We start from the raw sequence: 25,521 nt of genomic DNA, 5'->3' as shown, positions 1-25,521 counted from the left end.
GCAAAAACCGTAACGATTCAGCGTAAAAGAGCGAAAAACCCTCCGGCGGTCCTGCCGGGGTATCCCTAACACACCATGCGGTCCCGACGGGGCCTGGAAAGCAGAGAGGCAGCGCCATGCAGGCAAAGATCCATGATGTCCAGAAACAGGCGAAAAAGGTGTTGAAGTCCGATTGGACGAAGATTGCTCCCACCTATACCTTCGGGTGGGGAGGGCCCCTCTCATGGGCCGAGGAGATGTTTCCCCATATCTCGACCGTCATTGACGATGTGCGGGAAACGGTCTCCGATGACCTTCCCATTGTGGTGTACCAGACCCGCGAAAACCCACCGAATAGTACGGTGGCCGCCATTCCCTTTAAAACGGAAGACGGAAACCCCTACAACATCCGCATCGTCCCCAGCGAGACGATTTCGGAAAAGCAGATTACCCTTCTTTCCCACTTTGCCCAGGCCTTCTTGTTCCTCACCGCCAGCGGCGGCCTGCCTGAACCCTGGGAGCCCAAAGCCCTGTCAAAGGCCCTTGTGAAGCTCACCGGTAAAAAGCTTATCGGATAGGGGCTTTTGCGTGCGACACCACGGGCCTTCTCCGTACCGGCACGGGGGAGGCCTTGTGGGGTGTTTGACAGCGAATCATTGATCGTGGTACGTCCTGTTGACAAAGAATTCTTGCAGGACAGTGGCTTCTTCCCCTCCCATTTCTGCTGGCCCGGCGTTTTACCGCCAGGCATCGCCACGTCCGTTGCCCGATACAATGACCTCAATTTTAAGTGAATCTACTTGATGAAATATAAAAATATCCCCTTCCTTGTTGTCTTCCTGGCTGCCCTTTTGTTTACCTCCTGTGACGAGCACGATGGCGGAGCGAGCTCCGCGGTTATCGGTGCGGCCGATGCCCCGGCTTCAGAGCCGGTGGCCGAAGCCCCGGCCCTTCCCCCGGAGCCCGAAGAGACCGTGGTGAAGGGCAAGGTCTCCTCCGGAAATACCGCCGCCTCCATCTTGAAGAAGTGGCTCTCCCCATCGGAAGTCTATGCCTTTGCCGGGGCCTGCACACCGGTGTACGATCTCACCCGGATCCGGGTGGGCAACACCTGGCAGGTGGCCACCCTGGACGAAGAGTTTACGCGGTTTGAATACGCCATCGACTCGGACAGCTACCTTGAGGTGTCCCGGGACGGGGAAGACTACACGGCCATCGTAAAGCCCATCGCCTACGATGTCCGCATGGAGAGGGTGACAGGCTCGATCCGCACCTCCCTGTACGGGGCCATGACAGAAGCGGGGGAAAAACCCGAACTGGCAGTGCGGCTCGGCAACCTGATGGGCTGGGAGATCGATTTTATCCATGACCTGCGTGTGGGAGACACCTTCTCGGTGCTTGTGGAAAAGCGGTACTCAGGGAACGTCTTCAAGGGGTACGGCAGGATCCTGGCCGTGGCTTTTACCAACCAGGGGGAGCTCCACGAGGCCTTCAGGATGGAAGATGCGGATGGCTCCGGCGAATACTATGCCCCCGACGGCAGGAACCTGCGTCACGTGTTTCTCAAGACCCCGGTGGCCTTTACCCGGATCTCCTCGGGGTTTACCCTGAGGCGCTACCATCCCATCCAGAAACGGTACAAGCCCCACTACGGCGTCGATTACGCCGCCCCCACCGGAACCCCCATTTACGCCATCGGCAGCGGCACCCTCAAGCGGGTCGCCACCAACAACAGCTCGGGCAACCATATCCTGATTACCCACGGCAACGGCTATGAGAGCGGTTACCTGCACATGTCCCGATTTGCCAGGGGCATGCGCACCGGCAGAAAAGTCAAGCAGGGTGATCTCATCGGTTACGTCGGCTCCACCGGCCTTGCCACCGGGCCCCATCTCTGTTTTCGCATGAAGATCCACGGCAAACCCGTGGACCCCACCAAGATCGACACACCCCGTGCCGGTTCCATTGATGCCACCCAAAAAGAGGCCTTCTCCCGCATCATGGCCCAGTACCGTCCCCAGCTTCTGGTACCGGTTGCCAGGCCGGCCGCCAGTCCACGGAGACCAAGGGCTGATTCCTTTTCCCACGCCGCAGAGATACCTCCGGCGGCCCTGCCTGGGGCCAAACTTTTGCCTGATCCTATACCGACGGGTTGAATAAACAGGTTTTAACAACAGATTCAGTTTAATCTGAACCAGTGGCGAATGTGATTTTCCCTGAGGAAGGAAGGGGAAAGCGCATTCGCAGCCTGTTTTCGAGGTGGCACACCTCGCCACCGGAGGCATTGCCTTTTTATTTAACGGTTTCTGCTTTGATAATGCAGGCGTCGGGGTCCAGCAGGGCCAGGCGTCCGCCTGTTTCCCGCAGGGTGAGGATGCGTCCGTTTTCCGGCAGGCGGATATCGCCCAGGTCCCGGAGCTCCTTTTCAAGAAAGAAGGCCAGGGCCGTCTTGATGGCGATGGCGTGGGAGACAAGGAGAAGGGTCTGACCTGCATGGGAGCGGAAGAGCCCGTCAATGGTACCAAGGACACGCTCCTGCACCTGGCTGAACCGTTCGGCCCCGGGCAGGTCAAAGTCATGGGGGGCTTCCCAGAAATCGCGGCAGGCTTTGGGGTGCTGTTTCTCCGCCTCGGAAAGGGGCATGCCTTCCAGGGGGCCCAGGCCGATTTCCCGGAGCCCTTCGTGGCGGGTCAGGGTGATGTCGCGGCGTCCGATGATTCCTTCTGCGGTCTCCACGGCCCGGCCCGAGGGGCTGGTAAAGGCTGCGGCGATGGGGGTGTCCTTAAGGGTTTTCCCGGCGGCCCGGGCCTGCCTGCGACCGGTTTCCGTAAGGGGTGAGTTCAGGTGTCCCTGAAGGCGGCGTTCGACGTTCCAGGTGGTCTGTCCGTGACGCACGAGAAAGAAGGTGGTGGGGGTAGGTGTCATGCCGGTGTCCCGTTTGCTTGGATGGTTCTTGGTGAAATCGTGAATGAGCATATCGCGATGCCCGTAAATTGCAAGGGGCCTAACCCGGATATTTCACGAGTCGAGTCCACCCATATTCAAGGCATCAGAGCTGCAGATGTAGTGGTTTACCTCAAAGCTCTGATAATGCAGAAGAAGGGTGAGAAAAGCGACCAGAAAACGATGCATGACATTCTGCATTTTTAAATATCTGATTTTTTTAGATAATGACTTGTAATGACACCTTAATTGACTTGGCCTGGTTGTTTTCTCATGAAATATTCGGGGTAAGGGAACAGGGCGGTGACTATTGGGGGGAAGGGAAGGGCAAACGAAACATGCCTCCGGCGGCAAGGTGGGGGCACCTTGAAACCCTATGGCGAATGCATGGAGGCAGTCATTATGCGATCGTTTTCGGGGCATTCGCGTGATGTGTGGCATGTGGCAACTGTTTTTGCAGGAGAGGCCCATTTCATCCTTCTGGAAACACGATGAAGGCCGTTTGAGATTCCCTTGGCGTTAACCGGAATAACTCCGGCGGCCAGCCCCAGGTTACGACTGCATTCCCCCCCCTCGTTCCTCGGGGTGAATGCAGTCGTCTTTAAAAACGAATTCCCTTAAGAAAGGTTTTTAAAACCTGTTTGTCAAACTTTTCAAAAGTTTGGCCCCCGGCAGGGCCGCCGGAGGCATTTTTTTCCATATCCCTTACTGGAGAACCAGTTCCCGGGCCATTTTGCCTGCGGCACCGGCATCCGGGGCAAAGCCGTCGGCTCCGATGCGATCTGCGAAATCCTGGTTCAGGGGCGCGCCGCCCACAAGGATCTTGACGGAGTCCCGCAGGCCCGCTTCGTTGATGGCTTCAACGGTCTCTTCCACCACGCACATGGTGGTGGTCAGAAGGGTTGAGAGCCCGATGATGTCTGCTTTGTGCTCGATGGCCGCCTCGATGAACTTTTCTTTCAGCACGTCAACGCCCAAATCCACGACATTGAATCCGGCCCCTTCCAGCATGATGCAGACCAGGTTTTTGCCGATGTCGTGCAGGTCCCCGTGGACCGTCCCGATGACGATGGTCCCCACCTTTTTGACGTCTTCGCCGGTCAGGTAGGGCTTCAGGACTTCCACCCCGGATTTCATGGTGTGGGCGGACATGAGCATTTCGGGAACGAAGGTCTCCCCGGCGGAGAAACGTTCTCCCACCACATCCATGGCCCGGATGAGGCCCTGGTTGAGGATTTCATTGACGGCGGTCCCGGCAGCAATTTCTGCGTTGACATCTGCTACCACTTTGGCGGGATCAAGATCGATAACGGCCTGGAAGACACTTTCAACAGACATTTTACTTACTCCTTTGGTGAAGACGGACACTGTGCAACGTTTCTTCCGACCCCTGCCGGTGGTTGAGTCCTTGCGGGGCGGCGGGCGGTTACAGAGCCGTCAAGAAAACAGATCGGGTTGACTGGGCCGAACCTTTCCGGGGGTGTCGCCCGTGCAACGGGCCCCTTGAAAAAATAAGGGCATCAAGGGGTTCCGCTGGTGCGGCGCATGATGAAGAAGGCGGGATTTTTCTCGTGACAGTGGGTTCCCGGGTTCTTCACGGGCATCATGGCACAGGGGATGTATGGTGTCAATATAATATGGGAATATATATCTTATATCTCATAATATGGGATAAGTGCGATGCTGACCAGCCATGGATTCAGGGATTTTCCTTGCAATTTCTTTGACGTATGGGTATGTCATCGTTGTGAATTAATGATGGATTCAGGAGATTCTGCAGGCCACCCCGGCCGAACAAGGATGAAGGATCCGAAAACACCACAGGTTGGATTCCATGATTCAAGGCGCACAAAGTGTGTATCGTACTCTTAATATATTGAAGATGATCATTCAGCGGGGGGAGTCCCCCACCACCCTCAAAGAGGTGAGCGAGGCCATGGAGATTACTACCTCCACGGCTCACAGGCTCCTGTCGGTGCTTACTGACTGTGGGTTCCTCTCCTTTGATCAGAAACACAAGACCTACATTATCGGGTCGGACAGCGTCATCTATTCCGGCCTCTCCATGGAGCACTATGTCCGGACGAGTTTCGGGGCCCTGGCCGGAAACGTGGCCCGGCTGTTCGGCTACACCACCTCCCTGTTTATCCGGGACGGGGACGACTGCAAATGCGTGGGGATTTTCCAGGGGACCAACGTGATCCAGCTGGCGGCCTGTCGCCCCGGAGAGAGGGCTCCTTTGGGGTTCGGCTCCCCGTCCATGGGCATGCTGGCGTTTCTGGACGACGAGAAGATAACGGCCATCCTGGACCGGAATAAAGAGCGGCTGCGCGATGTGCTGCTTGTGGACCGGGAGACCCTGATGGAATATGTGGCCTTGTCCCGAAAGCTGGGATACGGGTACGCGGAATCCTTCCTTGTCCAGGGCGGCCTCGGGGTCTCCTACCCTTTGAAGTTCGAGGGGAAGCTGGTGGGCGCCATGGCCGTGGATGCCCTGGTGGGGCGTGAGTGGGAGTCCAAGCGGGAGGAGCTTGTGGGGTATTTGAAGCAGAATATCGGCTAACCCGGACATCTATGGCCCTGTGTCCCTGGCGGATCGCTTTGATTGAGAAGCGCCGCCTTTTTTTTTGAGTAAGGGGCCGCATCCGCAAAAAAGCCCCCCTTCCAGTGTGAAGGGGGGCTTTTTTATTACCGGAAGCTGAAGGGGATCAGCAGGCGATGGGATACTGTCCGAATTCGATGGCGGCTTCCAGCATGGCCACGACATTTTCAGGGGAGATGTCGGACTGCATGTTGTGGACGGAGCCCAGGATGTATCCGCCGCCGGGGGCGAGGTCCCGGATGCGCGTGGCCACTTCTTTGCGAACGTCGTCGACGCTGCCGTTGGGCAGGACATGGAAGGTGTCGATGGCGCCCCAGAAGGAGAGCTTGTCGCCGAAGCGTTTATTCAGCTGATCGGTCTCCATGCCCGTAGCAGACACCTGGACGGGGTTCAAGATGTCCACGCCGATCTCCACGAGGTCGTCCAGCAGGCCGGTGACGGCGCCGCAGCTGTGGTAGTAGAGTTTTGCCTTGGTCATGCTCTTGATGTAGCTGAAGAGTTCCGCCTGGTAGGGCTTGATGAACTCCCGGTACATGGGCATGGACATGAAGGGAGCGTTCTGCATGGCCAGGTCGTCGGCACACTGAATCACATCAATGTACTCGCCGGCCTCTTCGAGGAAGAGGCGCGCGTTCTCTTTTCTGTGGTCGCAGACCTTGCGAAGCAGGGCGTGGGCGAAATCCTTCCTGGCCATCATGTCCATGAAGAACTCGGGCATGCCGCGCATGCACCAGCACTGCTCAAAGAGGTTGCCGGGGCTTCCCATGCATCCCACCACCGCATACTCGCCTTCGTCGTGGAGCTTTTTTGCTTCTGCCCCGACATTGCTGAAATCAAAGTCCGTTGCCGCATGGGGCCAGGGGTGGTTCTCAATGGCCTCCAGTGTGGGCTCTTTCATGTTGTATTCGTGGATGGTGGCGTATTCGCCGTCCACTTTACGTTTGACGCCCCACTGGTCGGTGAAGATCTCGCAGCCGTCCTCGGTGAACTCCTGCTTGGCGTCTTCGCCCAGGACCACGATGTTCTTGGGCCGGACATGGCGGAAGTCCGCGTTGTATTGTTTGAGGAAGTGCTCGTCGATGAAGGCGGTCTGCCAGACCTTGGACATGATCTCCGTGGGGAGGTCCTCTTTTCCGTGTTTTTTCTTGAAGGCCTCATATCCGTTGAGCATGAGGGTGGTGTTGCGACCTCCCAGGTCAATGGGAACCCGGTCCGGCTCTTCGTGGTTCAAGGCGGTGAGTGCGCGTTCTTTATGGTTCATGGATGACTCCTTCATCCCGGAAAGGGATCTCGTGTATGTGGGTTCACGTGGTCTGTGATGGGGCCGGACAGGTCTTGCGGTCGCGGTGCCGCAAGGTGCCGGGGAACCCTTCTGTTTTGTTTTTTGTCTGTTCAGCTACACACGGCCGGGGCCACTCCGGGGCAGGGCTCTGGCTGGCCCGGGTCGTGTCTGTCCGAATTACCCCCCGGCGCCGTCGCCGGGGGGCAGGGACCGTCTCCGGTCAGGGTGGCTAACCGGAGATGGTGACGTGATGCAAAGGGGTTATTCTGCTGCCAGGGTGGCCTCGACTCTGTCGATGATCTCTTTGCCGCCGATGAAGTCGTAGAAATTGGGCCAGACTTTTTCTTTGGCCAGTCGGATCCACTCCTCTTCATCGGTGAGGTTGCTCATCTGGACGCCTGCGGCGGCCATGGCCTCTTTGGCCTTGGAGGCTTCCTTGACCTGGAAGAGGAGGTTGTACTGCTGGGCTTCGATGCCTGCGCGGGTCAGGATATCGCGGGTCCTCTGGTCGTATTTCTTCCAGCTGCGCTCACCCACAGAGAGGAACTGCAGGGCGTACATGTGGTGAACTTCCGTGCAGTACTTCTGAACCTCCTGGAACTTGGAGGTGTACATGACGATGTAGGGGTTGTCCTGGCCGTCCACAACGCCCTGCTGAAGGGCGGTGAAGGTCTCAGGCCATGAGATGGGCACGGGGTTGGCGCCCCAGGCACGGTAGGTGGCCATGTGGATCTTATTCTGGGGGATACGGATCTTGAGGCCCTTGACGTCCTTGAGGGAGGTAACGGGTCGCTCGTTGTTGGTGAGGTGACGGAAGTTGGAGTAGACCCAGCCGAGGATGCGGAAGCCACCCTTTTTGACGCAGGTTTCGTTCCAAAAGGCGCCGAGTTCGCCGGTGGTCACTTTCACCGCGTCGTACTCGTTTTTGATGAGGTAGGGCATGGTGAGGGTGCCCAGCTCCTTGACGAAGGGAACGGCGTTGCCGCTGAAGACCAGGGACATGTCAAGGGTCCCTTTTCGTGTGGTCTGAAGCATTTCGGTCTCGGTGCCCAGGGCACCGCCGGAGAAGAGCTCAACCTTGATATCCCCTTCGGAGAGCTGCTCCACAACTTCTTTGAAACGCCGTGCGTAAACACCCTGATCGGACTCTGGGGGATCACCGTAGCCGAGCTTGATGGTCTGTGCGGCCTGGGCGCCCGTGAGACCGACCACGGCCAGGGTAAGAAATGAAAGGGCAACAACAAAAGACTTACGTAACATACTACCTCCTCCTATACGCATTGTTGATTGGGGCATATACGGTTGGGGCGGGTTGGGGCCCCAGGCTACCATACAGGGATATATGCCTTGATTGTTGCCTGCAGGGGCAACAAATTGTGTACGCGTTCGCATTTTTTCCAGCCGCTTGTCAGCGGCTGGAAAGGGGCACCTGATAAGGATGTCGGGCAGGACAACAAAGGCACCCAGCGGTATGTATCTGGAGGCGGACCGGTGAAGGCACCGCTTCGTATCTTTTGTGACACGCCCTGGAAACGTTTTTCGACACAAACTGGTCGAAGAAAGGACACTCAGGTCGCGCCTCCGGTGAACCGTCAAAGGAGATGTTGACGGAGGGCAGAGGCATAAACGTTTCACAGGGGATGGTTCCCTGGTCTGTGATGGGGTTCCCTTTCCGGGGAGGATCCGTGAACCCTCTCAACCCAACACAATGTTTGATAACTTGACACACCCCTTTCGATACTGTCAACACAATATGATAAAATAAAAAATATGTTCCACATTATGGGATTATGGATACGCTGAGTAAGGGGCGTTGGGGCCTTTTGAAACCGGGGTGATGTGTCTATATCCTGCAATATAAGTGGCTTGTGTGTCCTGGTGTGGCTTCTGGGAGATACCTGTCCTCAGGGGGACGTGTACCCGTGGGGTGGACGGGGGATGGGATGGTGACACACGTTTTGTACCTTTTCTCGGTAAAAGGGTCCCGGTCGGTGGATTTTCTTATGGCGGGGAGAGGGGCTGAGATATTTGTGACTGCCCCATAGGGGGACTAAGGGGCAGGAGGAGGCATCGCCATGTGGGAAAAAGGCCCCTGCCCGCCTGGGCCACCCTATTCGTGGAGGGCATAGTAGGTGACGGGAATGATTACCAGGGTAAAGAGGGTGGAGGCCAACAGGCCGAAGATGAGGGCCCAGGCAAGACCGGAGAAGACGGGGTCGAAGGTGATGGGCACGGCACCGATGGCGGTGGTCAGCGCGGTGAGGACAATGGGGCGAAGGCGCTTGGACCCGCTTTGAAGAACCGCTTCAGCCAAAGGCATGCCCGCCTTTGTGGCATCCTGGATGAACTCGATGAGGACCAGGGCGTTGCGGATGACGATGCCCCCCAGGGCGATCATGCCGATCATGCTGGTGGCGGTGAAAAAGACGGGGTTGTGATAGCCCCCCACCTGCTCGGCCGTCACAAGGTTCAGGAGGAAAAATCCGGGCATGATACCCAGGATGGTCAGGGGGATGGCCATCATGATGAGCACGGGCATGGAGAAGGATCCGGATTGGATGACCAGGAGGATGTAGATGCCAAGAAGGGCTGCGGCAAAGGCGATGCCCATATCCCGGAAGACGCGCAGGGTAATCTTCCACTCCCCTTCGCCGCTCCAGTTGATGCGGATGCCTGTGCCGGTGAAGGCGTGTTTTACCTTTTTTTTCAGGGAGAGGACGGCTTCGGCGGGGGCCCGTCCCGCCATTTCGGCGGTGACAAAGACCACCCGTTCCAGATTTTTATGGAGGATGGGCTGCTCTTCCAGCACGGTGTGGATGGTGGTGATTTCCGCCAGGGGGACCATGCTTCCGTCAGAGGTTTTCACCGGGATGTTGCCGATGGCGGCCATGCCCGAGCGGCTGGCCAGGGGAAGGGTGACCCGGATGTTCAAGGGGGTGCGTTCCCTGGGGGCATGGACCTGGGCGGGCACGGCCCCCCCGGAAGCAGCGGCCAGGGTGCGGATGATGGCCCGGGTGTCCACGCCGTGAAGGGCTGCTTTCTCGCGGTCCACGGTCACCTCAACGCGGGTGTGGGGAGCTACGGCCGTGGTGTCGACGTCGGTGACGAAGGCTTCTTCTCCCATGGTTCCGGCCACCTCGTCGGCGGCATCGATGAGGGCGCTGTAGGGTGTCTCGGGGCTGCCGTAGAGTTCGGCCACGAGGGTGGCCAGAACCGGTGGCCCCGGAGGCACCTCAACGATGTTTAAGGTTGCGCCGGTCTCCCGGGCCAGGGCCTCCAGGTCCGCGCGGAGGCGCAGGACAATGGCGTGGCTTTGCATGCTCCTCCTGCTTTTGTCCGTGAGGTTTACCCGGAGGTCGGCCAGGTGGCTCCCCTGGCGCAGGTAGTAGTGGCGGACCATGCCGTTAAAGTCCATGGGGGAGGAGGTGCCGGTGTAGGTGGCGATGCTGGTCACCTCGGGCACCTTTTCCAGGTAGGCTTCAAACCGTCGGACCACCGCATCGGTGGACTCCAGGGTGGTTCCCTCGGGCATGTCGAGGACGATCTGAAATTCGTTTTTGTTGTCAAAGGGCAGGAGTTTTAAGGGGACAAGCCCCACGGCGGCCAGCAGGGCCGAGGCGATGAAGAGAAGACCCACTGCGGCAGCCAGGACTTTTCGTCTTTTTTGGGAGACGAGGAAAAAGCCCACGGCCCGTCTGTAGAGCCGGACAACCCGAGAGGCCTGTGCGGTGCCGGGGACGTGGGCCTCTTTTTTCAGGGCCGTCCCTGAGCCTTTGAGCAGGAGATAGGTCATCCAGGGCACGATGGTGAGGGCGCAGAGGGTGGAGAAGGTGACGGTCAAGGGGACGTTGATGGCCATGGGGGCCATGTAGGGGCCCATCATCCCGGTGATGAAGAACAGCGGGGTAAAGCAGACGATGATGGAGATGGTGCTCATGATGACCGGGGAGAGCACCTCGCCGATGGCGTAGAGGGTGGCATCCATGGCGTTTTTTGTCCCCTCGGCCATGTGGCGCTGGATGTTCTCCACGTTGGTGATGGGGTCGTCCACCACAAGGCCCAGGGAGAGGATAAGGGCAAAAAGGGTCACCCTGTTGATGGTGTAGCCGAAGAGATGGTTGACGAAAAGGGCCAGGGAGAAGCTGATGGGAACGGCCACGGCAACCACCAGGGCTTCTCGCCATCCCAGGGCGATCATGAGCAGGACCACCACGGAAAGGACCGCAAAGGCAAGGGAGCCCAGGAGCCCGTTGACCTTATCCTGGGCGGTCTGCCCGTTGTTGCGGATCACCTCGGTCTCCATGCCGGCAGGGACCATGGTGGCTTTGAGTTCCTGGAGTTTTTCCAGCACATCCCGGGAGACGGTGACGGCGTTGGTCCCCTTTTTCTTGGCGATGGCAAGGGTGACTGCGGGCATGGACGCCTCTTTTCCTTGAAGCCCGCGTGTTTTGATGGCCTGGTGGGAGAACCCTAAGCGGCTGTAAGAACGAGGCTCTTCCGGTCCGTCCATGACCTCGGCCACATCCCGGAGGTAGACCGGGCGATCGCTTGCCACCCCCACCACAAGGCGTTTGACCTCACCTGTGGTTTTCAAAAAAGAGGAGCTGGTCACCGTGTACTCCGTGTTTACCCGGCTGAAATGCCCGGCCGTGATCGAGGCGTCGCTGCCGGAGAGGGCGCGGTTCACCTCCAGAAGGGAGACGCCCAGGCCCTTCATGCGCTCGGGCTGCAACGCCACCCGGACCTCCCGCTTGCGACCGCCCACGATCTGAGTCCCCGAGACGTTTTTTACCTCCGCGAGCCGGGCCAGCAGCTCCTCGCCCACGCGCCGAAGCTGATGGTCGTCGTGTGCTTCGGAGTAGAGGGTGACAGCCACGATGGGCACGTCATCGATCTCCACGGGTTTCACCACCCAGCCCCGGATCAGGGGGGCCACCTTGTCGATGTTCATGTTGATTTTGTTGTAGAGCTTGACCAGGGAGTGTTCCCGGCTCTCCCCCACAAAGAACCGCACCGTGACAACGGCCATGTCCCGCCTGGCCATGGAGTAGACATACTCCACCCCGTCAATCTGCCAGAGCAGCTGCTCCAGGGGCGTGGCCACCAGGTGTTCCACCTCCTCGGCCGTTGCCCCCGGAGCCTGGACGTAGATATCGGCCATGGGCACCACGATCTGGGGCTCCTCCTCCCGGGGCGTTATCAAAATGGCCGCCATGCCCAGGAGCAGGGCCGCCATGACCATGATCACCGACAGCTTCGAGGTGAGAAACCGCTTCACCATACCCATCACCACACCGGTGTCCATCGTGTTCCTGTCACTCATCAGTCAGGTGCCTTCCATGGTCAATGTTCATGAAAAAAAGCCTCCGGCGGCAAGGGGATGATCCCCTGGACCCCAGGATACGAATCACCTCCCCCCCTCGTTTCTCGGTGTAAAATGGTTCGCGAAGGCTTCCGCAAAAACCTGTTTGTCAAACTTTTCAAAAGTTTGGCCCCGGCAGGGCCGCCGGAGGCATTTTAATACCCCACGGTTTCGCCGGGCTTGAGGCCGGAGAGGATCTCCACGTCGCCTCCCATGGGGTTGCCGGTGCGGATGTAGCGGCGTTGCCAGCCGTCGGGTGTCTTGACCCGGACGAGTTCCAGCTGGCCCACTTTCTGAATGGCTTTTTCAGGGAGGGTGATGACCTCCACGGTGGACAGGGGCACCTGGAGCTTGCCGTACATGCCGGGGTAGAGGCCCTCGATCATGGGCAGGGTGGCCCTGACCAGGAAGGTGCGGGTTTTGGGGTCGGCGTAGGGGACGATCTCCTTAACCTCGGCCCGGACGGTTCGGTCCAGGGTTTTCAGCTTGACGGAGAGGGTGTCTCCGGGGTTGACCGTGCCGATGAGGCCTTCGCGCACGTGGGCCTCCAGGATGAGGCGACGGCTCGTGCGCAGGACCAGAAGGGGTTTGCCGGGCAGGGCGAGGTCACCGGGTTCGGCCATTTTTTTGAGGACTTCTCCGGTCTCCGGGGCCTTGAGTTCTGAGTACCCCAGGGCGATTTCGGCCTCTCGGACCACCTCATCGGCATGGCGGATGCCGCTTTCGGCTGCGACCAGGGATTGCTCGGCGCGGCTGACCCCCGCTTCGGCGGTGAGGTAGCGAGCCCTTGCCTCCTCCAGCTGCTGGTCGGTGGCGGCTTCTTCCCTGTGGTAGGTCTGGGTGCGCTCAAAGGCGGCGCGGGCCTGATCGAAATCGGCCTTGGCCGCCACCAAAGCCTGGCGGGCCTCCTTTTTGGCGGCCACGGCGGAGGTTCTGGTCTCCAGGGCCTGGTGGAAGCGAGAGGAGAGCTGGCGACTGTCCAGGCGTATGAGAAGATCCCCTTTGGTGACGGACGTACCCGGGGTGACGGTGATCTCGCGGATCTGGGCCGTGACCTGGGCTCCGATGACGGTTTCGGTTTCGGGCCGGATGGTTCCCACCGCATTGTAGGTCTGGGTGACGGGGGTCAGGACGGCCCGGACCTGGTGGGTGGGGGGTGGGGTGGAACCAGGGGGCGTTTCAGGGGCTTCTCCCCTGCCGCACCCGGTGAGAAGGAGCAGGGCAAGGGGCCAGATGGTCAGGAGAGGGCAGCGGTATTTTTCCATGGCGGATCAGGCCTCCGGGGTGGTGGGTTGGGGGCGGGGATCGGAAAAGAGGGTACCGGGCCCTTGTTCCGATGTGGCCGTGGCCCGGGCGATGGCGGCCAGGGCTTTCTTCTTGTCGTAGTAGGCGGCGGTCTGGCGGATGCGGGCCCTGTTCCTTGCCAGTTCGGCTTCGAGGTAGCGGGTGATGGTGGCAGAGCCCCCTTCGTACTGTTTCCGTACAAGGGAGAGAGTCTCTTCCCCCATGATCACGGCTTTCCGGGCCACCTGTAACCGCTTGACGGCTTCTTCGTAACGCAGGTAGGCGTTTTTAACGTCCAGGCGGACCGTGAGCACCGCCTTTTGTCGGATGGTCCGGGCCTGGCGCTCCCGGGCCCGGGCGGAGCGGGTGTCGGCTTCCACGGAAAAACCCGAGAAGAGGGGAAGGTCCATGCGCAGGGCAATGGACCAGTTGGCGCGGTCCGCCGAGTGGTCGAAGCCGTCGTCGTTGGCGTAGAGGCGGCCCGCCAGGTTCACCACGGGGCGGTGTCCGCTCTGGGCGGCGGTGGTCCCGGCCTGGGCCTGGTCCTCAAGGGCCAGGGCCCCTTGGATTTCGCAGCGTCGTTCAAGGGCCTGCTCAAGGCCCCGGGCATAGGGAGGGGGCTCCCAGTTGCCGAAGGGAGGCTCCTGGCTGAGATCGTCCGGGGCGTCGGGCTCCTGGCCCAGGAGGATGAAGAGGGCTGCCCGGGTCAGCTCAAGGCGGTTTCGGGAGGCCAGAAGGTGCTCTTCGGCTTCGGCCAGCCTGACCCTCAGGGAGAGAAGGTCTGATTTGAGGGCACTGCCCCCTTTGTAGCGGACAGTCATCACCTCAAGCTGGGCTGTGACTGTTTTCACCGACTCTTGGGCGATGAGGATGAACTGCCGGGAGGAGAGGATGTCGTACCAGGTATCGATCACCTCGGCGGTGAGCTGCTGTCGCGTGCTGGTCTGGCGGGCCAGGGTGGCGTCGAGTCCCGAGCGTGCCGAGGCCATGGCCAGATGATTGCGTCCCCCGTTGTACAGGGGCATCTGCACCTCAAGCCCCCCTTCGATGTTGGTGAGGATGCCCGGATCATTGAAGTCGGTGCCGGGTTCGTAGAGGCGTTGATCGATGGTTTTGAACAGGTAGGCCGACGGGGCGTCGGCCCTCATGGCTTCGGCATAAAGCCCCAGGGTCGGCCAGAAGGCAGCCCTGGCCTTTTCGATCCGGCTGCGGGCCAGGGAGACGGTTTCATCGGCCGATTGCAGGTCGGGGTTGTTGACAAGGGCGGTGGCAACGGCCCCGGGCAGGGTCAGGGAGACCGCAACGGCGGGGGCAGAGACCAGCAGGAGGGCTGTGGTGAGGATCCCGAAGAGAGTGGGGCGGATTCGATGGCCTTGGTTCATGTGCACCCGTGCTCCTTAAGCGGTGTCGGTGGATCTGCGGGGTGTATGGTCAGGTGGTGCCGGCGGACTTTGCGTGCCGTGCGTTGCATGGAAAGCAACCGGGGTCACGGCGGGTGGTGCGGGGTATTGTGTCTTTTTATGTTTTCTACACGCTTACACGAAACGACGTCTTAATGCAAACGCATCGGGTCGATATGCCATGATTAAGGAAGGTTGTCTGGAAAAGGGGCTGGGGCGGTCAGGCAGATTCCCGCTTGACCCCGAGCCGCTCCAGAAGGCGCTCCATGGGGCAGACGCCGGTGAGGGCGGATTGAAGGAGGTTGGCGCCCACAAAGGCGGTGAACAGGTGCCACCAGGGGGTTGCAAGGTACCCCAGGGCAAGGCTCAGCAACACGAAGGTCCCGGCGATGGCTCTCATGCTTTTTTCGATGGGCATCGGTGGTCTCCTTACGGGTGTTCTTCCCACCACCCTTTTCGAATGTGGGCTTCCCGTTCCATCTCCGCCACCTGCTTGATCTTGTAAGCGGCGTCGCGAAGGATGCCGTAAAGGATACCGCATCCGCTGTCTTCACGGTCGCTGTCCCCCCTTTCCGCCAGCTGGATCATGGCTTCAACCAGCTCAAGGGTGGTCTTTATGTTGTGGTCACATGCTTTCACTTTTTTTCTCCCGCATCGGTTCGTTGCAACAGGGCCTGTACGCATCACGCGCCTCCCTGACATGAGAACCATTCAAGATACATGCCAGTGGTGAGGGATAAAGGCATGAACCTGCCGGTGCGGCAGGGTGAGGCTGTGCCATGCGAACGGGATCTGGTGTGGCATCGGGGGGATCGGTGCCCTCGGGGTGTGGAGACGGGGTGGTGCCTCGAAGGGAAAGGCGGAACCGGAAAGGTGCCGGGCCGGTGCGGGCTGTGTCTCACAAAGAGGAAATGAAACAGAGATGTCTTATCAATACAGGGGAGACAGCCCCCGCCGCAGGGGCGGGGGCGTCAAAGGTCACCTTGCGGGGACGGATCAGGCCTCTTCGACGGGTTTGCCGAAGAAGAAGAGCACGCCTATGAGGGCGGCCGCGGCCACGGGCAGGATGATGTACACGGGAACGCCCAGACCGGCTGGGATGTAACCGAAGACCACGGTGACCAGGGCCACGGTGACGGCATAGACCAGCTGGGTCCGGGTGTGGTCGATGTGGTCACAGGCCGCGCCCATGGAGGACAGGATGGTGGTGTCTGAAATGGGGGAGCAGTGATCCCCGAAGATGGCGCCGGTGAGAACCGCGCCGATGTTCATGAGCATGTACCCGCTCTCCGGGTTGATGGCATGGGCCAGGGGAATGGCCAGGGGCATGAGAATCCCCATGGTGCCGTAGGAGGTCCCCGTGGCAAAGGAGATGAACGACCCCAGCACAAAGATGATGGCCGGCAGGGTAAAGGGCGGAATGGAATCCGAGAGGACCGACACCAGGTACATGGCCGTGCCCAGCTGCTTGATCACGGAGCTCAGGGACCAGGCCAGAAGGAGAATGACCCCGGTGATGACGAGGGATTTCACACCCTGGACCCAGGTGTCCACGGCCACCTCGATGGTGTAGATCCGCTGGGAAACACCCAGGACGATGGCCACGATGCCGGCAAAAAGGGCCGCTTCAAAGAGCACGATGGAGGCATCGGACGCGCCGAAGGCTTCCCGGATGGCGGTGAAGGAAGCGGGGCTGTCGGTGAGGAGCTGGATGAGGGCTGCGTCGTCCCCGCCCATGATGGCGCCCCGGCCGTTAAAGTAGAAGCCGACAAAGGCCCCTATGATCAGGGTCATGATGGGGATGATGGCGTTCCAGATGTTCAGGGAGACAGACTCGTCGGGCTCAAGGCCTGTGGATTCGGCGGCGGCCATGGGCTTTGCGCCGTCGGCCAGGACTTTACCCGTTGTGCGGGCTCGCCTCTCGGCGGTGAGCATGGGGCCGAATTCCCGGAGCATGACGGCGGTGGCCACGATGAAGATGAGGATCAGGATGTTGTAAAAGCGAAAGGGAATGGTCCCCACAAAGATGCCGTAGGCATTGGCTTCGATGCCGAGGCCTGCGTAGCCGTCTTTGATGAGGCCGATCTCATAGGCCACCCAGGTGGAGATGAGGGCAATGCCCGCAATGGGGGCGGCGGTGCCGTCGATGATGAAGGCAAGCTTTTCACGGGAGATCTTCATGCGGTCGGTGACCGGTCGCATGATGGGGCCCACGGTCAGGGAGTTGGCGTAATCGTCGAAGAAGATCAACAGCCCCATGAACCAGGCGTACATCTGGGCACTGGTGGCACCGGTGGCTTTTTTGGCCAGGGCCTCGGCGATGGCTTTGGCGCCGCCCATTTTGGACACCAGGGCGATGAGGCCGCCGATGGCAAGGCACTGCAGGACGATCCCTGCGTTCCAGGGGTCGGCAAGGGCCCCGAGGACCTCATGGTTCAGCTTGATGAAGCCGCCCTTAAAGGCGGAGACCACCCCCTCGTTGAGGGAGAGCATGAAGGTGCCGGAAAAGATACCGGCAAAAAGGGAGAGGACCACGTTGCGGGTGACAAAGGCCAGGACGATGGCCACCACCGGCGGGATCAGCGTGAGTATCTTGAAATGATCCGCATTGGCCTTGGCCACCACAGGGTCGGCGGCCAGGAGCAATGCAGGGACTGCAAGGGTGATTAGAAACGAAACGGCCGTAAAAAAGGCCATTTTGCGTGAGCGAGCCATGGGTATCCTCCTTAAACTGTGACGCACTTGTTGCAGGGTAACCCGGCGGACAGGTCCCACCGGGTGGAGACGTATTGCAGGCTGTGTGGCTGCCGTGCAGTGGGGCGTGCCACACGTGTGATGCCGTCGGGGGGTGTTTCAGAACGCGGCATTCCAATTTTTATGAAAGGTTGTCAGTACTTTTCATGAGATTGCCGTCATTGAGAAAAAGCAGGAATGAGGTAGGAAAGCAAGGGAAAAATGAGGGCCTGGAAGGGATGGACCCTAACGTGTTTGGTAAAAATCAGGGAATAACAGCGTGTTGATGGGGCGCGAAGTCCCTTGCACAGGACGGACGCTTCGGCCCGGGCACCGCGTTTTATGCGGGCGATTCAGCGGCCCGGGGCGTGGTGTGCCTTGAAAGGAGGGGGCCGATGGGGTATAATTGCACCCATCAAAAATTTCCTCAATTTGTTATGTTTCCGTATGGTTTTCCCAGAGTCCTTCTCCAGCAGCCCGGACAGGGCCACACGGAGGTGTTGAGCTATGGATGGCGCACCGGCACAGCAGGCACGTATCACCCAGGCGATCAGGACCCTTCCCCCGGAGATGTCCGGTTTTTTCATCTCCATGGACCGGAAGAAACATTACCCGGGGAATCCCGACAGCGGGATCCCGGCCATGACCTATTTTACCCATCGAAAACGGGTCCCCAGGGGCATGCTGAAGGCCATCTCCACGTGGTTTTCCGGCAACGACGCCATGAAAGAGAGTCGCCCGGAGTGGGGGGAATACTACGCCACGGTGCCGGGAATCAGCGGGGGGGAGATGTGCGTCTCCATGCGCGTCCGGGACGCCGAAGGGTGCGGGAACGTTGAGGTGGCCGTGGAGGTCGAGATCACCCACAGCATAGATGATGAGAATCCCGTCGCCTGAACCGGCCAGATGTAAGAAAAACCGGGATGGCTCGGACTGGTAAATGTCGTTGCAGTTTCATGTCTTATCAACAGATGTAATTCCTTAAAACGTTGCGAAAGTCAGCTTATAACCCTTGAGGCAATGTGCGAACACATGCGGGGTTTATCTCGCTTTGGTCTGTGGCACCATCAGGACCCGGACACCGGGCGCTGCCCAAGCAGAAGGAGACATCACCATGGCAAAAGAGAGCAGTGGCGCAAAGAGCATTCCGGGACGGAAGCATCGTCTGGGAGAATTGATGATGGAGTACGGCTACATCAGCGAAGAGCAGCTGGAGACGGCCTTGAAACGCCAGATGCACGACGGAGGGCAGCTGGGCTCCATCCTCATCGACATGGGGTATATCGGCGTGGATGACCTGCTGAAGTTCCTGGGCAAGCATTTTGAGGTAAAGCCGGTGAACCTGTTCAGCATCAACATCTCCCAGCATGTGCTCGACATGATCCCCCAGGAGAAGATGCGCACCTTGCGGGTCCTTCCGGTGCGCCTGGAAGGCCATGAACTCGTCCTTGCCATGGTGGCACCCCAGGATTTCATGACCATCAATGACCTGGGGTTTTCCCTGGGGATGAAGATCAGGCCCGTGGTGACCCCGAGTTTCATGATGGAGGCGGCCCTTCAATCCCTTGCCGGGGGGTACGGTGACGGCATCTCCGGCGAGGTGATCCGGCGTACGGCAGAGGCCTTGAGCCTGCGCATCGAAAAGGCGCCGAAGCTGAAGAGCCTTTTGGAGGAGATGGTCAAGCAGGGGGCCAGCGATATGTTTATCTCGGCGGGGGCGCCCCCGTCCCTTAAGATAAGCAATCAGCTAAAACGCATGCCCATGGGGGTGCTGTCCCCTGCGGATTGCGAAAAGTATGCCCGGGAGCTGCTCAGCGATGAGCAGTGGCGCCTGTTTCAAACCGAGAACGACTTTGAAATGGCCCTGAACGTCAAGGAGGTGGGGCGGTTCCGCATCGCCTTGTACAAGCAGCGCAACACGGTTTCCATCGCGTTTCGGTCCCTGCCCGAGGTGCTGCCCAGCATGGAAGCCCTCTGCCTTCCGGACTGGATCCATGATTTTGCGTTGAAGCCCCAGGGGCTGATCATGGTGTGCGGTCCGGCCGGTCACGGGAAATCCACCACCCTGGCCAAGATGGTGGATATCATCAACGACAACCGCCGCTGTAACATCATCAGCCTGGAAGATCCGGTGGAGTATCTCCACAAGCACAAGAAGAGCAACGTCAACCAGCGGGAGGTGGGGCGGGACTGCGACACCTTCCACGACGGGCTGAGAAGCATCTTCCGGCAGTCCCCGGATGTGATCGTGGTGGGCGAGATGCGGGACAAGGAGAGTTTTGAGATAGCCCTTCGGGCCGCCCATACCGGTCACCTGGTGATCAGCACGGTCCACGCCGACAACTCCACCGGGATCATCGAGCGGGTGATCAACATGTTTCCCGCCCATCAGCAGAACCTGATCCGCAGCCTGCTGGCGGCCTCCCTTCTCTGCACGATCTCCCAGCGCCTGATCCCCAGGCGCGACGGCAAGGGGCTTGTGCTGGCCGTGGAGAAGTTCATCAACAGCTACCGCATGAAAAATCTGATCCGCGAAGAGAAGACCCACATGATCCGCACCCAGATGCAGACGGCCACCGACGAGTTCGTCCCCTTGGATTTTTCCCTGGCGGACCTGTACTCCAGGGGAGCCGTGACCTTTGAAGACGCCGCCCGCTATATGGAAAATATCGGGACGCTGCAGAATGCCTCCATCCAGAACGGGTACCTTGCGGCAAGGGAAGGGTAAGGGCGCGCGCGACACACGTGGCAAGAGCCGATGGCATCGGCTTGCCACAGCCATCGGCGGTCACGCCTTGAGGGCGTGACCGCCAGTTTCCCTGCCTTTTGCTCTTTGCCTGTGACGCAACTTTTCCCTGTTTACTCCGCTGCGCTGCCGGGCTCGCACCGTCTCAACTCCGCGGGGATTTGCTGGACGGCCAGAAGCGACACACCGGCCATGACGGCACCCCCTAAGAACGGAATGCGATAGTCCACCACCCAGAGCAGGCCCCCGATGAAGGGCAGCACCACCGCTGCGATATGATTGATGGTAAAACCCGCCGCCATGCTCGGGGCGATATCCCGGGGGGCCGCCATTTTCTGGAAGAAGGTTTTTATGGCCATGGCAAAGTTAAAAAAGATGTGGTCGAGGATGTACAACACGGCCACCAGGACCCGGGAGTCTGCAAAGGCGTAAGCGATGAAGATGAAGATGAGGCTCAGGTACTCCAGGGAGAGGAGGCGCTGCTCCCCGAAGCGGACGATGGCCCGTCCGATGAGGGGGCTGATGAGATAGTTCACCAGGTTGTTGAAGAGAAAAAGGACAGCGATCTCCTGCACGGAGAAGTGAAAGCGCTGGACCATGAGAAAGACGGAGAAGGCCACGAAGATCTGCCGCCGCGCCCCGGCCATGAAGGTGAGGAAATAGAAGAGCCAGTAGCGTTTTCGAAAGATCGCCTTTTTGTGCTGGGGGACGGCGGAGCCGCTGGTGGGGTCCCCCAGGAGGCTGTAGATGCCCACGGCGCAGATGGCGATGCCGCTGATGGCGTACATGCCCTGAAAGCTCAGGAAAGGGGCGGCGCAGAAGAAGAGGACGCTGGCGAAAATGGCGGTGGCGGCCCCGAAACTCCGCAGCTTGCCCAGCACAATGGGGGCTGTGGCACGGTCAAAGTACTGAAGGGTAAGGGACTGGTTGACGGTTTCAAAGTAGTGAAACCCGAAACTCATGGCCAGGGTGGTGAGGGCCAGGCCCCAGAAACTGGGAAACCATCCTGTGGCGCACACACCGATGCCCAGGAACACAACGGAAAGGGATGCGATGCGGTGTTCTTTCAGGATGAGGGTGACATACACCACCAGCAGGGCCAGGAACCCCGGGATTTCGCGGATGGACTGGATGGCGCCGACATGGCTGCCGTCAAGGCCGATGACCTGCACGGAGAAGTTGTCAAAGAGGATACGCCAGGATTGCAGCCCGAAGGTGGCACCGAGGGTCAGTAGCAGAAGGAATCGGTACATGGGCCGATTCCACGATGGGAGAGTGAGTTTGGTCATGGCTTTATATCAGTTACTGTCTATGGGTAAAGTGGTAAGTATGTCACAGGGTAGCTGCCCGGGCAAGATCAACCTTTTCTCGTCGGACCGGACGGTTGACGGACCCTCCACGGAGGAGAGATGAGACGATTGCTGCCGTTTAAGCCCCAGGAAATTGCCCAGGTGGAAGCCCTGGGGGAGTTTCTTCTCAAGGAGGACATGGAGGATTTCAACCGGGACTACTCGGTGTGGTCGCGGCTTCCCGACTCCGTTTTGAAGATTGCCCTTAAAAAACGGCTGGCACTGGAACGCCAGGTCCTTGAAAAAAAAGGGGCCTCGTCCAATGAAAAGATCCATGACGTGGTGGCTGCGGGGATGCGGCTGATGGCCCTGGCGCGGTTTTACTATCAGGGTTCCGAGGCCTATCGGGAGCTGATCCATGAACTCTACCCGGTTCAGTTGCCGTGGTAGGCCTTTTCCGGGCATGGCAGGACACTGGCCCGTGAACTGAAAGGAGAATACGATGAATCGCTGGTTTCTGTTTGGAAGTATTTCAATGATGGCCGGTCTCTTTTTGCTGGTGATGAAAGCCCTGGCCGGGCTGATGCCGGGGGATCCGAATCGGTTTGATTACAGCCTGAAGAGCCTTCTGGCCCCGGAACGGCTGGCGTGGATCGACGGCCTCTCCAGCTCCGGGGTGCAATCCGCCGCCCAGTGGATGCAAGGGGCCCCGTTGTACATCTACTGCTTCGGCCTGGGGCTTCTTTTTATCCTTGCAAGCGGCCTGGCAAAAGAATAACGCGGCGGTGTCCCTCGGCGCCTGCGAAGGGGAAGGCCAGCGCATAGAAAGCCGTGGGTTGCATTAGTGGCAGGAGGCGATGATCTTATCCAGGGTGGCAAGGGCCGAGTAGTAGTTGAAGTTTTCGATGCTGTAGGTGAGCTCTTCCAGGAACTCCTTGGCCTCGGTCGGGAGAAGGTCTTTGAGCAGGTCCGTTTCCTGGTCCGTATCGAATTTGTTGCGGGACAGTTTGTCACGCAGGCCCATGAGGGTGAGCGAGAGCGTGGTGGGGGAGGCCGAAGGGGGCGTCTCAAGGCCGCCTTGCAAGGGCGAAACGGAGGGCTCCAGAAGGGAAAGGGTCCCCTGGACCTCGAAGAGCCGACGCGTCAGGTGGCTTGGCTTCAACGGCTTTTTGAGGATGGAGAGCCGGTGGCAGCCTTTAAACAGTTCGGCTGCGGCGTCGAAAAGGGCCCCGGAGCAGATGACAAAGGTGTGGGTGAGCCCCCGTGGCCAGGCCGGGATATGGGGGACCCCGGAGGCGGGCAGCTCTGCTTTGGAGAGGAGCCAGAAGGAGAGCGCCCACCGGTTTTCGGAGGAGAGAGGTTCCTCCCCTGAAGGGATGCGTTCCACCTGAAATCCCCACCATTGAAGGGCTCGGCAGAGCCCTACCTCATCGGCACAGGGCGGCCCCACAAGCACCGCACGTTCGGAATGGGTGAGGCACGGACGATGCGGGGGGGCTTTCCAGGGAAGGGTGAGCTGAAAGGCGAAGAGGCTGCCGCGGCCCGGTTTGCTCTGCACGGTGAGGTCACCCCCCAAAAGGGCGATGATTTTCTGGCAGATGGCCAGCCCGAGGCCGGTGCCTCCGTACTCCCGCGTGGTGGAGCAGTCCGCCTGGCTGAAGGGCTCAAAGAGGATGCGGGCGTCTCCGTGGGGCAGTTTTTTGAAGTCGATGCCGATGCCTGTGTCCCGGACGCCGGTGGTCAGGGTGATGAGCCCGGCCTCTTTGCGGATCACCCGGCAGGAGAGGGTGACGCTCCCGGACGGGGTGAACTTGACGGCATTGGCCATGAGGTTGACAAGGATCTGGCGGATACGCAGCGGGTCCCCCGTGACGGTGGGGGGCAGGTCCGGGTCCAGGTCGATGACGAGGTCCAGCCCTTTTTTTTCCGCCTGGGGGGTGAAGGTGTCGGTGATCTCCTCCAGCAGCTCCATGTAATTGAAGTCGATGGCTTCCGCCGTGATCTTTCCCGACTCCGCCCGTGACAAATCCAAAATGTCGTCGATGAGGGTCATGAGGGCATGGGAGGAGCGCGTCATGATGCCGATGTAGTCCTTTTGCCTTTCGGTGAGCCCTTCGGCTTCCAACAGTTCAGCAACCCCCATGATGGCATTCATGGGGGTTTTTATTTCGTGGCTGATGTTGGCAAGGAACCGGCTTTTGGCCTCCAGGGCGGTCTCCGCCAGGTTTTTGGCTTCGGTGAGTTCCCGGGTCTTTTCCGCCACCTTCTCTTCCAGGCGCTCGCGGTAGTCGGTGAGCTCGATCTCCGAGGCCTTTCTCTGGGTGATGTCCGAAAAGGTGCAGAGGGCGGCGGACCGCCCCAGGTACCGGAGGTGGCTGACGGTGATCTCTATCCAGACGGTGGCCCCGTTGCCGTGGCGAATACGGTATGCCCAGGTGCTGGGGGGACTGTCCGGGTTTCGAAGGGCCGCGTCGAAATAGTCCCAGACAGGGTCGATGTCTTCCGGGTGGGTCCACCCCCAGAGGACCTCGGCGGTGGCTTCGATGAGCTCATCGGGTGAACGGCCGGTGAGGGTGCTGCAGGCCGCGTTGGTAAAGACAATGCGCTGGTCCTGTAAAATCATCACGCCCTGCAGGGTGTTGTCCACCAGGGTGCGGTATTTCTCTTCGTTTTCCCGCAGGGCGGTCTCGGCGAGCCTGCGCTTGAGGATCATGCGGTTGGCGGCATCGGCCAGGTGCTTGAACTCGGAAAAGAAGAGTTTGTCCGGGTCAATGGTGGTAAAATCCCGGGACGCTTTTTTGAAAAACGTGCTGAAAAAGGCAAAGGAGCGGGCCAGGTGCCTGGCGAAGATACCGGAGACCGATGCGGTGACGGCGATGGCAGCACAGAGGATGACCAGGACATAAAGGAGCTGCTCGCGAATGCGATGCACCAGCGCCTCCTGCTTCTGCCGGATAGCAAGGTCCATGGCGTTGGTGTCCGCCGACGCCCCGATGACCCATCCCCACTTGGAAAAAGGGCGAAGGTAGCCCAGGTACGCGGTGCCTTCTTCCGGGGAGGCGTAGCGGATGAACCGCCCGTTTTTGTCCATGGGGCGGATGGTTAAGGCAGCGGCATTCTGCGCCGCGCAGGCGTGGCCGGCAAGGGGGACCCCTGTGTCTGAAAAGATAAAGATGCGATCGGCGGTTGGGGGCTCGGGCTTGTAGAGCTCCCGGATGAGCTGTTTTTGAAGGGTGTGGTGAAACTCGTCATGGTAGTAGCCGGTGCCCACGATCCAGCCCAGGGGCTTGATGAGCCGGATGTAGGTGGTCTTGAGAAAGAGCGGGCCGTCGGCGTGCCCGGGTTTGGGGTAACGGTAGGTGAGGTACCCCTCCCCTTCGGAGAGGGCGATCTCCACGGCCTTTCGGGCGATGGGGAACTCCTGCTGGCCTGAAAGGTGGGCAAAGGGGGTCCCGTCAAGCTCCGGCCGGATGGCGTTGAACATGAGGGCGCCGTCTTCGTTCAGGGCGAAGAAGAACCGCTGGTTTTTCTGGGAGCGGGCGTTGCGCAGGGCGTTTCGCATGAGGGCGTGGCGGGTCTCAAGGGGCAGGCCCACAGGGTTCTCTGAGTGGATGGCCAGAAGGATCGAAGAGGTTTCAAGGACCCGCTCTTTGAGCTGCTGCCGGCACATGCCCTCGGCCATGGCGATGTCCCGGTCCAGGGTGGCCTCAAGGCGGTTTGTCAGCTCAACGAGGGTTTTTTTCCGGGTCTCCATGAAGTGGGCCCGGACCTGGTCGGATTCCCTCCGGATCCGGTTGTTCTCCACGGTAACCCAGAGCCCGCCCAGGCCTGCCAGGGCGCAGGTCATCAGGATCATCATAAAGGAGAAGTAGGTTTCCGAGATGGTCCAGCGCGTCTTCAT

General features: G+C 59.8%; 19 protein-coding genes. 7 read left to right on the top strand and 12 right to left on the bottom strand.

Annotated features, from left to right (window positions below; all coding sequences use genetic code 11):
* Positions 1 to 116: 116 nt before the first annotated feature.
* A complete protein-coding gene (locus BLQ12_RS02815; RefSeq protein ID WP_092207983.1) occupies positions 117 to 557 on the top strand; it encodes a hypothetical protein in 441 nt (146 codons plus the stop codon).
* A gap of 225 nt (positions 558 to 782) precedes the next feature.
* Positions 783 to 2,135 carry a M23 family metallopeptidase gene (locus tag BLQ12_RS02810; RefSeq protein ID WP_092207981.1) on the top strand — a complete coding sequence of 451 codons (1,353 nt, stop codon included), beginning with the start codon at positions 783 to 785 and terminating at the stop codon, positions 2,133 to 2,135.
* A gap of 136 nt (positions 2,136 to 2,271) precedes the next feature.
* Here the strand turns inward: BLQ12_RS02810 and BLQ12_RS02805 are convergent, their stop codons facing one another.
* Both BLQ12_RS02805 and BLQ12_RS02800 read right to left on the bottom strand, forming a co-directional pair.
* Positions 2,272 to 2,904 carry a histidine phosphatase family protein gene (locus BLQ12_RS02805; RefSeq protein ID WP_175469456.1) on the bottom strand — a complete coding sequence of 211 codons (633 nt, stop codon included), beginning with the start codon at positions 2,902 to 2,904 and terminating at the stop codon, positions 2,272 to 2,274.
* A 723-nt stretch (positions 2,905 to 3,627) separates the two neighbouring features.
* Positions 3,628 to 4,260, bottom strand: coding sequence for a corrinoid protein (locus BLQ12_RS02800; RefSeq protein WP_092207977.1), 633 nt, complete (start codon positions 4,258 to 4,260; stop codon positions 3,628 to 3,630).
* 517 nt (positions 4,261 to 4,777) lie between these two features.
* Between BLQ12_RS02800 and BLQ12_RS02795 the strand changes: the two genes are divergently transcribed.
* The gene (locus BLQ12_RS02795; protein WP_175469455.1) at positions 4,778 to 5,485 is read left to right on the top strand and encodes an IclR family transcriptional regulator; all 708 of its coding nucleotides are present in this window, start codon (positions 4,778 to 4,780) and stop codon (positions 5,483 to 5,485) included.
* A 145-nt stretch (positions 5,486 to 5,630) separates the two neighbouring features.
* Here BLQ12_RS02795 and BLQ12_RS02790 read toward each other — a convergent pair whose 3' ends face one another.
* The 8 genes from BLQ12_RS02790 to BLQ12_RS02755 all read right to left on the bottom strand — a co-directional run bounded on the left by BLQ12_RS02790 (position 5,631) and on the right by BLQ12_RS02755 (position 17,567).
* The gene (locus tag BLQ12_RS02790) at positions 5,631 to 6,785 is read right to left on the bottom strand and encodes a uroporphyrinogen decarboxylase family protein (RefSeq protein ID WP_175469454.1); all 1,155 of its coding nucleotides are present in this window, start codon (positions 6,783 to 6,785) and stop codon (positions 5,631 to 5,633) included.
* Between the two features lie 282 nt (positions 6,786 to 7,067).
* Positions 7,068 to 8,066: a TRAP transporter substrate-binding protein gene (locus tag BLQ12_RS02785; protein WP_092207971.1), complete on the bottom strand. Its 999-nt coding sequence runs from the start codon at positions 8,064 to 8,066 to the stop codon at positions 7,068 to 7,070.
* A gap of 850 nt (positions 8,067 to 8,916) precedes the next feature.
* The gene (locus BLQ12_RS02780; RefSeq protein ID WP_092207969.1) at positions 8,917 to 12,129 is read right to left on the bottom strand and encodes an efflux RND transporter permease subunit; all 3,213 of its coding nucleotides are present in this window, start codon (positions 12,127 to 12,129) and stop codon (positions 8,917 to 8,919) included.
* A gap of 194 nt (positions 12,130 to 12,323) precedes the next feature.
* Complete coding sequence (locus BLQ12_RS02775) at positions 12,324 to 13,433, bottom strand: efflux RND transporter periplasmic adaptor subunit (RefSeq protein WP_092207967.1); 1,110 nt, start codon at positions 13,431 to 13,433, stop codon at positions 12,324 to 12,326.
* A 6-nt stretch (positions 13,434 to 13,439) separates the two neighbouring features.
* Entirely contained in the window at positions 13,440 to 14,834 is a 1,395-nt protein-coding gene (locus BLQ12_RS02770; protein ID WP_092207965.1) for a TolC family protein, read from the bottom strand.
* 238 nt (positions 14,835 to 15,072) lie between these two features.
* Positions 15,073 to 15,270: a YgaP family membrane protein gene (locus BLQ12_RS02765; protein WP_092207963.1), complete on the bottom strand. Its 198-nt coding sequence runs from the start codon at positions 15,268 to 15,270 to the stop codon at positions 15,073 to 15,075.
* 11 nt (positions 15,271 to 15,281) lie between these two features.
* A complete protein-coding gene (locus BLQ12_RS02760; protein WP_226860024.1) occupies positions 15,282 to 15,491 on the bottom strand; it encodes a hypothetical protein in 210 nt (69 codons plus the stop codon).
* Between the two features lie 357 nt (positions 15,492 to 15,848).
* Positions 15,849 to 17,567: a Na+/H+ antiporter NhaC family protein gene (locus BLQ12_RS02755; protein ID WP_092207959.1), complete on the bottom strand. Its 1,719-nt coding sequence runs from the start codon at positions 17,565 to 17,567 to the stop codon at positions 15,849 to 15,851.
* A gap of 525 nt (positions 17,568 to 18,092) precedes the next feature.
* On the opposite strand from BLQ12_RS02755, the gene BLQ12_RS02750 reads away from it, so the two are divergent.
* Positions 18,093 to 18,482 (top strand): hypothetical protein, encoded by a 390-nt coding sequence (locus tag BLQ12_RS02750; protein WP_092207957.1) that lies wholly within the window; start codon positions 18,093 to 18,095, stop codon positions 18,480 to 18,482.
* Between the two features lie 217 nt (positions 18,483 to 18,699).
* On the top strand, positions 18,700 to 20,313 hold the full coding sequence (locus BLQ12_RS02745; RefSeq protein WP_092207955.1) for a PilT/PilU family type 4a pilus ATPase: 1,614 nt from the start codon (positions 18,700 to 18,702) through the stop codon (positions 20,311 to 20,313).
* Between the two features lie 131 nt (positions 20,314 to 20,444).
* Here the strand turns inward: BLQ12_RS02745 and BLQ12_RS02740 are convergent, their stop codons facing one another.
* Positions 20,445 to 21,584, bottom strand: coding sequence for an MFS transporter (locus BLQ12_RS02740; RefSeq protein ID WP_254781955.1), 1,140 nt, complete (start codon positions 21,582 to 21,584; stop codon positions 20,445 to 20,447).
* 156 nt (positions 21,585 to 21,740) lie between these two features.
* Between BLQ12_RS02740 and BLQ12_RS02735 the strand changes: the two genes are divergently transcribed.
* Positions 21,741 to 22,070 (top strand): hypothetical protein, encoded by a 330-nt coding sequence (locus tag BLQ12_RS02735; protein WP_092207951.1) that lies wholly within the window; start codon positions 21,741 to 21,743, stop codon positions 22,068 to 22,070.
* A 52-nt stretch (positions 22,071 to 22,122) separates the two neighbouring features.
* Positions 22,123 to 22,398, top strand: a complete 276-nt coding sequence (locus BLQ12_RS02730; protein WP_092207949.1) for a hypothetical protein — start codon at positions 22,123 to 22,125, stop codon at positions 22,396 to 22,398.
* A 63-nt stretch (positions 22,399 to 22,461) separates the two neighbouring features.
* On the opposite strand, the gene BLQ12_RS02725 is transcribed toward BLQ12_RS02730, so the two are convergent.
* On the bottom strand, positions 22,462 to 25,521 hold the full coding sequence (locus BLQ12_RS02725; protein ID WP_092207947.1) for a cache domain-containing protein: 3,060 nt from the start codon (positions 25,519 to 25,521) through the stop codon (positions 22,462 to 22,464).

The sequence above is a fragment of the Desulfoluna spongiiphila genome, from assembly GCF_900101345.1.
Taxonomy (GTDB): domain Bacteria; phylum Desulfobacterota; class Desulfobacteria; order Desulfobacterales; family Desulfolunaceae; genus Desulfoluna; species Desulfoluna spongiiphila.
This window is presented reverse-complemented; position numbering and strand designations above follow the sequence as displayed.

Excerpts from the sequence above, each read along its gene's own strand:
- BLQ12_RS02740 (WP_254781955.1), bottom strand. The coding sequence starts at position 21,584 with ATGTACCGATTCCTTCTGCTACTGACCCTCGGTGCCACCTTCGGGCTG.
- BLQ12_RS02730 (WP_092207949.1), top strand. The coding sequence starts at position 22,123 with ATGAATCGCTGGTTTCTGTTTGGAAGTATTTCAATGATGGCCGGTCTC.
- BLQ12_RS02810 (WP_092207981.1), top strand. The coding sequence starts at position 783 with ATGAAATATAAAAATATCCCCTTCCTTGTTGTCTTCCTGGCTGCCCTT.
- BLQ12_RS02815 (WP_092207983.1), top strand. The coding sequence starts at position 117 with ATGCAGGCAAAGATCCATGATGTCCAGAAACAGGCGAAAAAGGTGTTG.
- BLQ12_RS02765 (WP_092207963.1), bottom strand. The coding sequence starts at position 15,270 with ATGCCCATCGAAAAAAGCATGAGAGCCATCGCCGGGACCTTCGTGTTG.
- BLQ12_RS02790 (WP_175469454.1), bottom strand. The coding sequence starts at position 6,785 with ATGAACCATAAAGAACGCGCACTCACCGCCTTGAACCACGAAGAGCCG.
- BLQ12_RS02725 (WP_092207947.1), bottom strand. The coding sequence starts at position 25,521 with ATGAAGACGCGCTGGACCATCTCGGAAACCTACTTCTCCTTTATGATG.
- BLQ12_RS02800 (WP_092207977.1), bottom strand. The coding sequence starts at position 4,260 with ATGTCTGTTGAAAGTGTCTTCCAGGCCGTTATCGATCTTGATCCCGCC.
- BLQ12_RS02745 (WP_092207955.1), top strand. The coding sequence starts at position 18,700 with ATGGCAAAAGAGAGCAGTGGCGCAAAGAGCATTCCGGGACGGAAGCAT.
- BLQ12_RS02735 (WP_092207951.1), top strand. The coding sequence starts at position 21,741 with ATGAGACGATTGCTGCCGTTTAAGCCCCAGGAAATTGCCCAGGTGGAA.
- BLQ12_RS02770 (WP_092207965.1), bottom strand. The coding sequence starts at position 14,834 with ATGAACCAAGGCCATCGAATCCGCCCCACTCTCTTCGGGATCCTCACC.
- BLQ12_RS02775 (WP_092207967.1), bottom strand. The coding sequence starts at position 13,433 with ATGGAAAAATACCGCTGCCCTCTCCTGACCATCTGGCCCCTTGCCCTG.
- BLQ12_RS02755 (WP_092207959.1), bottom strand. The coding sequence starts at position 17,567 with ATGGCTCGCTCACGCAAAATGGCCTTTTTTACGGCCGTTTCGTTTCTA.
- BLQ12_RS02750 (WP_092207957.1), top strand. The coding sequence starts at position 18,093 with ATGGATGGCGCACCGGCACAGCAGGCACGTATCACCCAGGCGATCAGG.
- BLQ12_RS02780 (WP_092207969.1), bottom strand. The coding sequence starts at position 12,129 with ATGAGTGACAGGAACACGATGGACACCGGTGTGGTGATGGGTATGGTG.
- BLQ12_RS02785 (WP_092207971.1), bottom strand. The coding sequence starts at position 8,066 with ATGTTACGTAAGTCTTTTGTTGTTGCCCTTTCATTTCTTACCCTGGCC.
- BLQ12_RS02805 (WP_175469456.1), bottom strand. The coding sequence starts at position 2,904 with ATGACACCTACCCCCACCACCTTCTTTCTCGTGCGTCACGGACAGACC.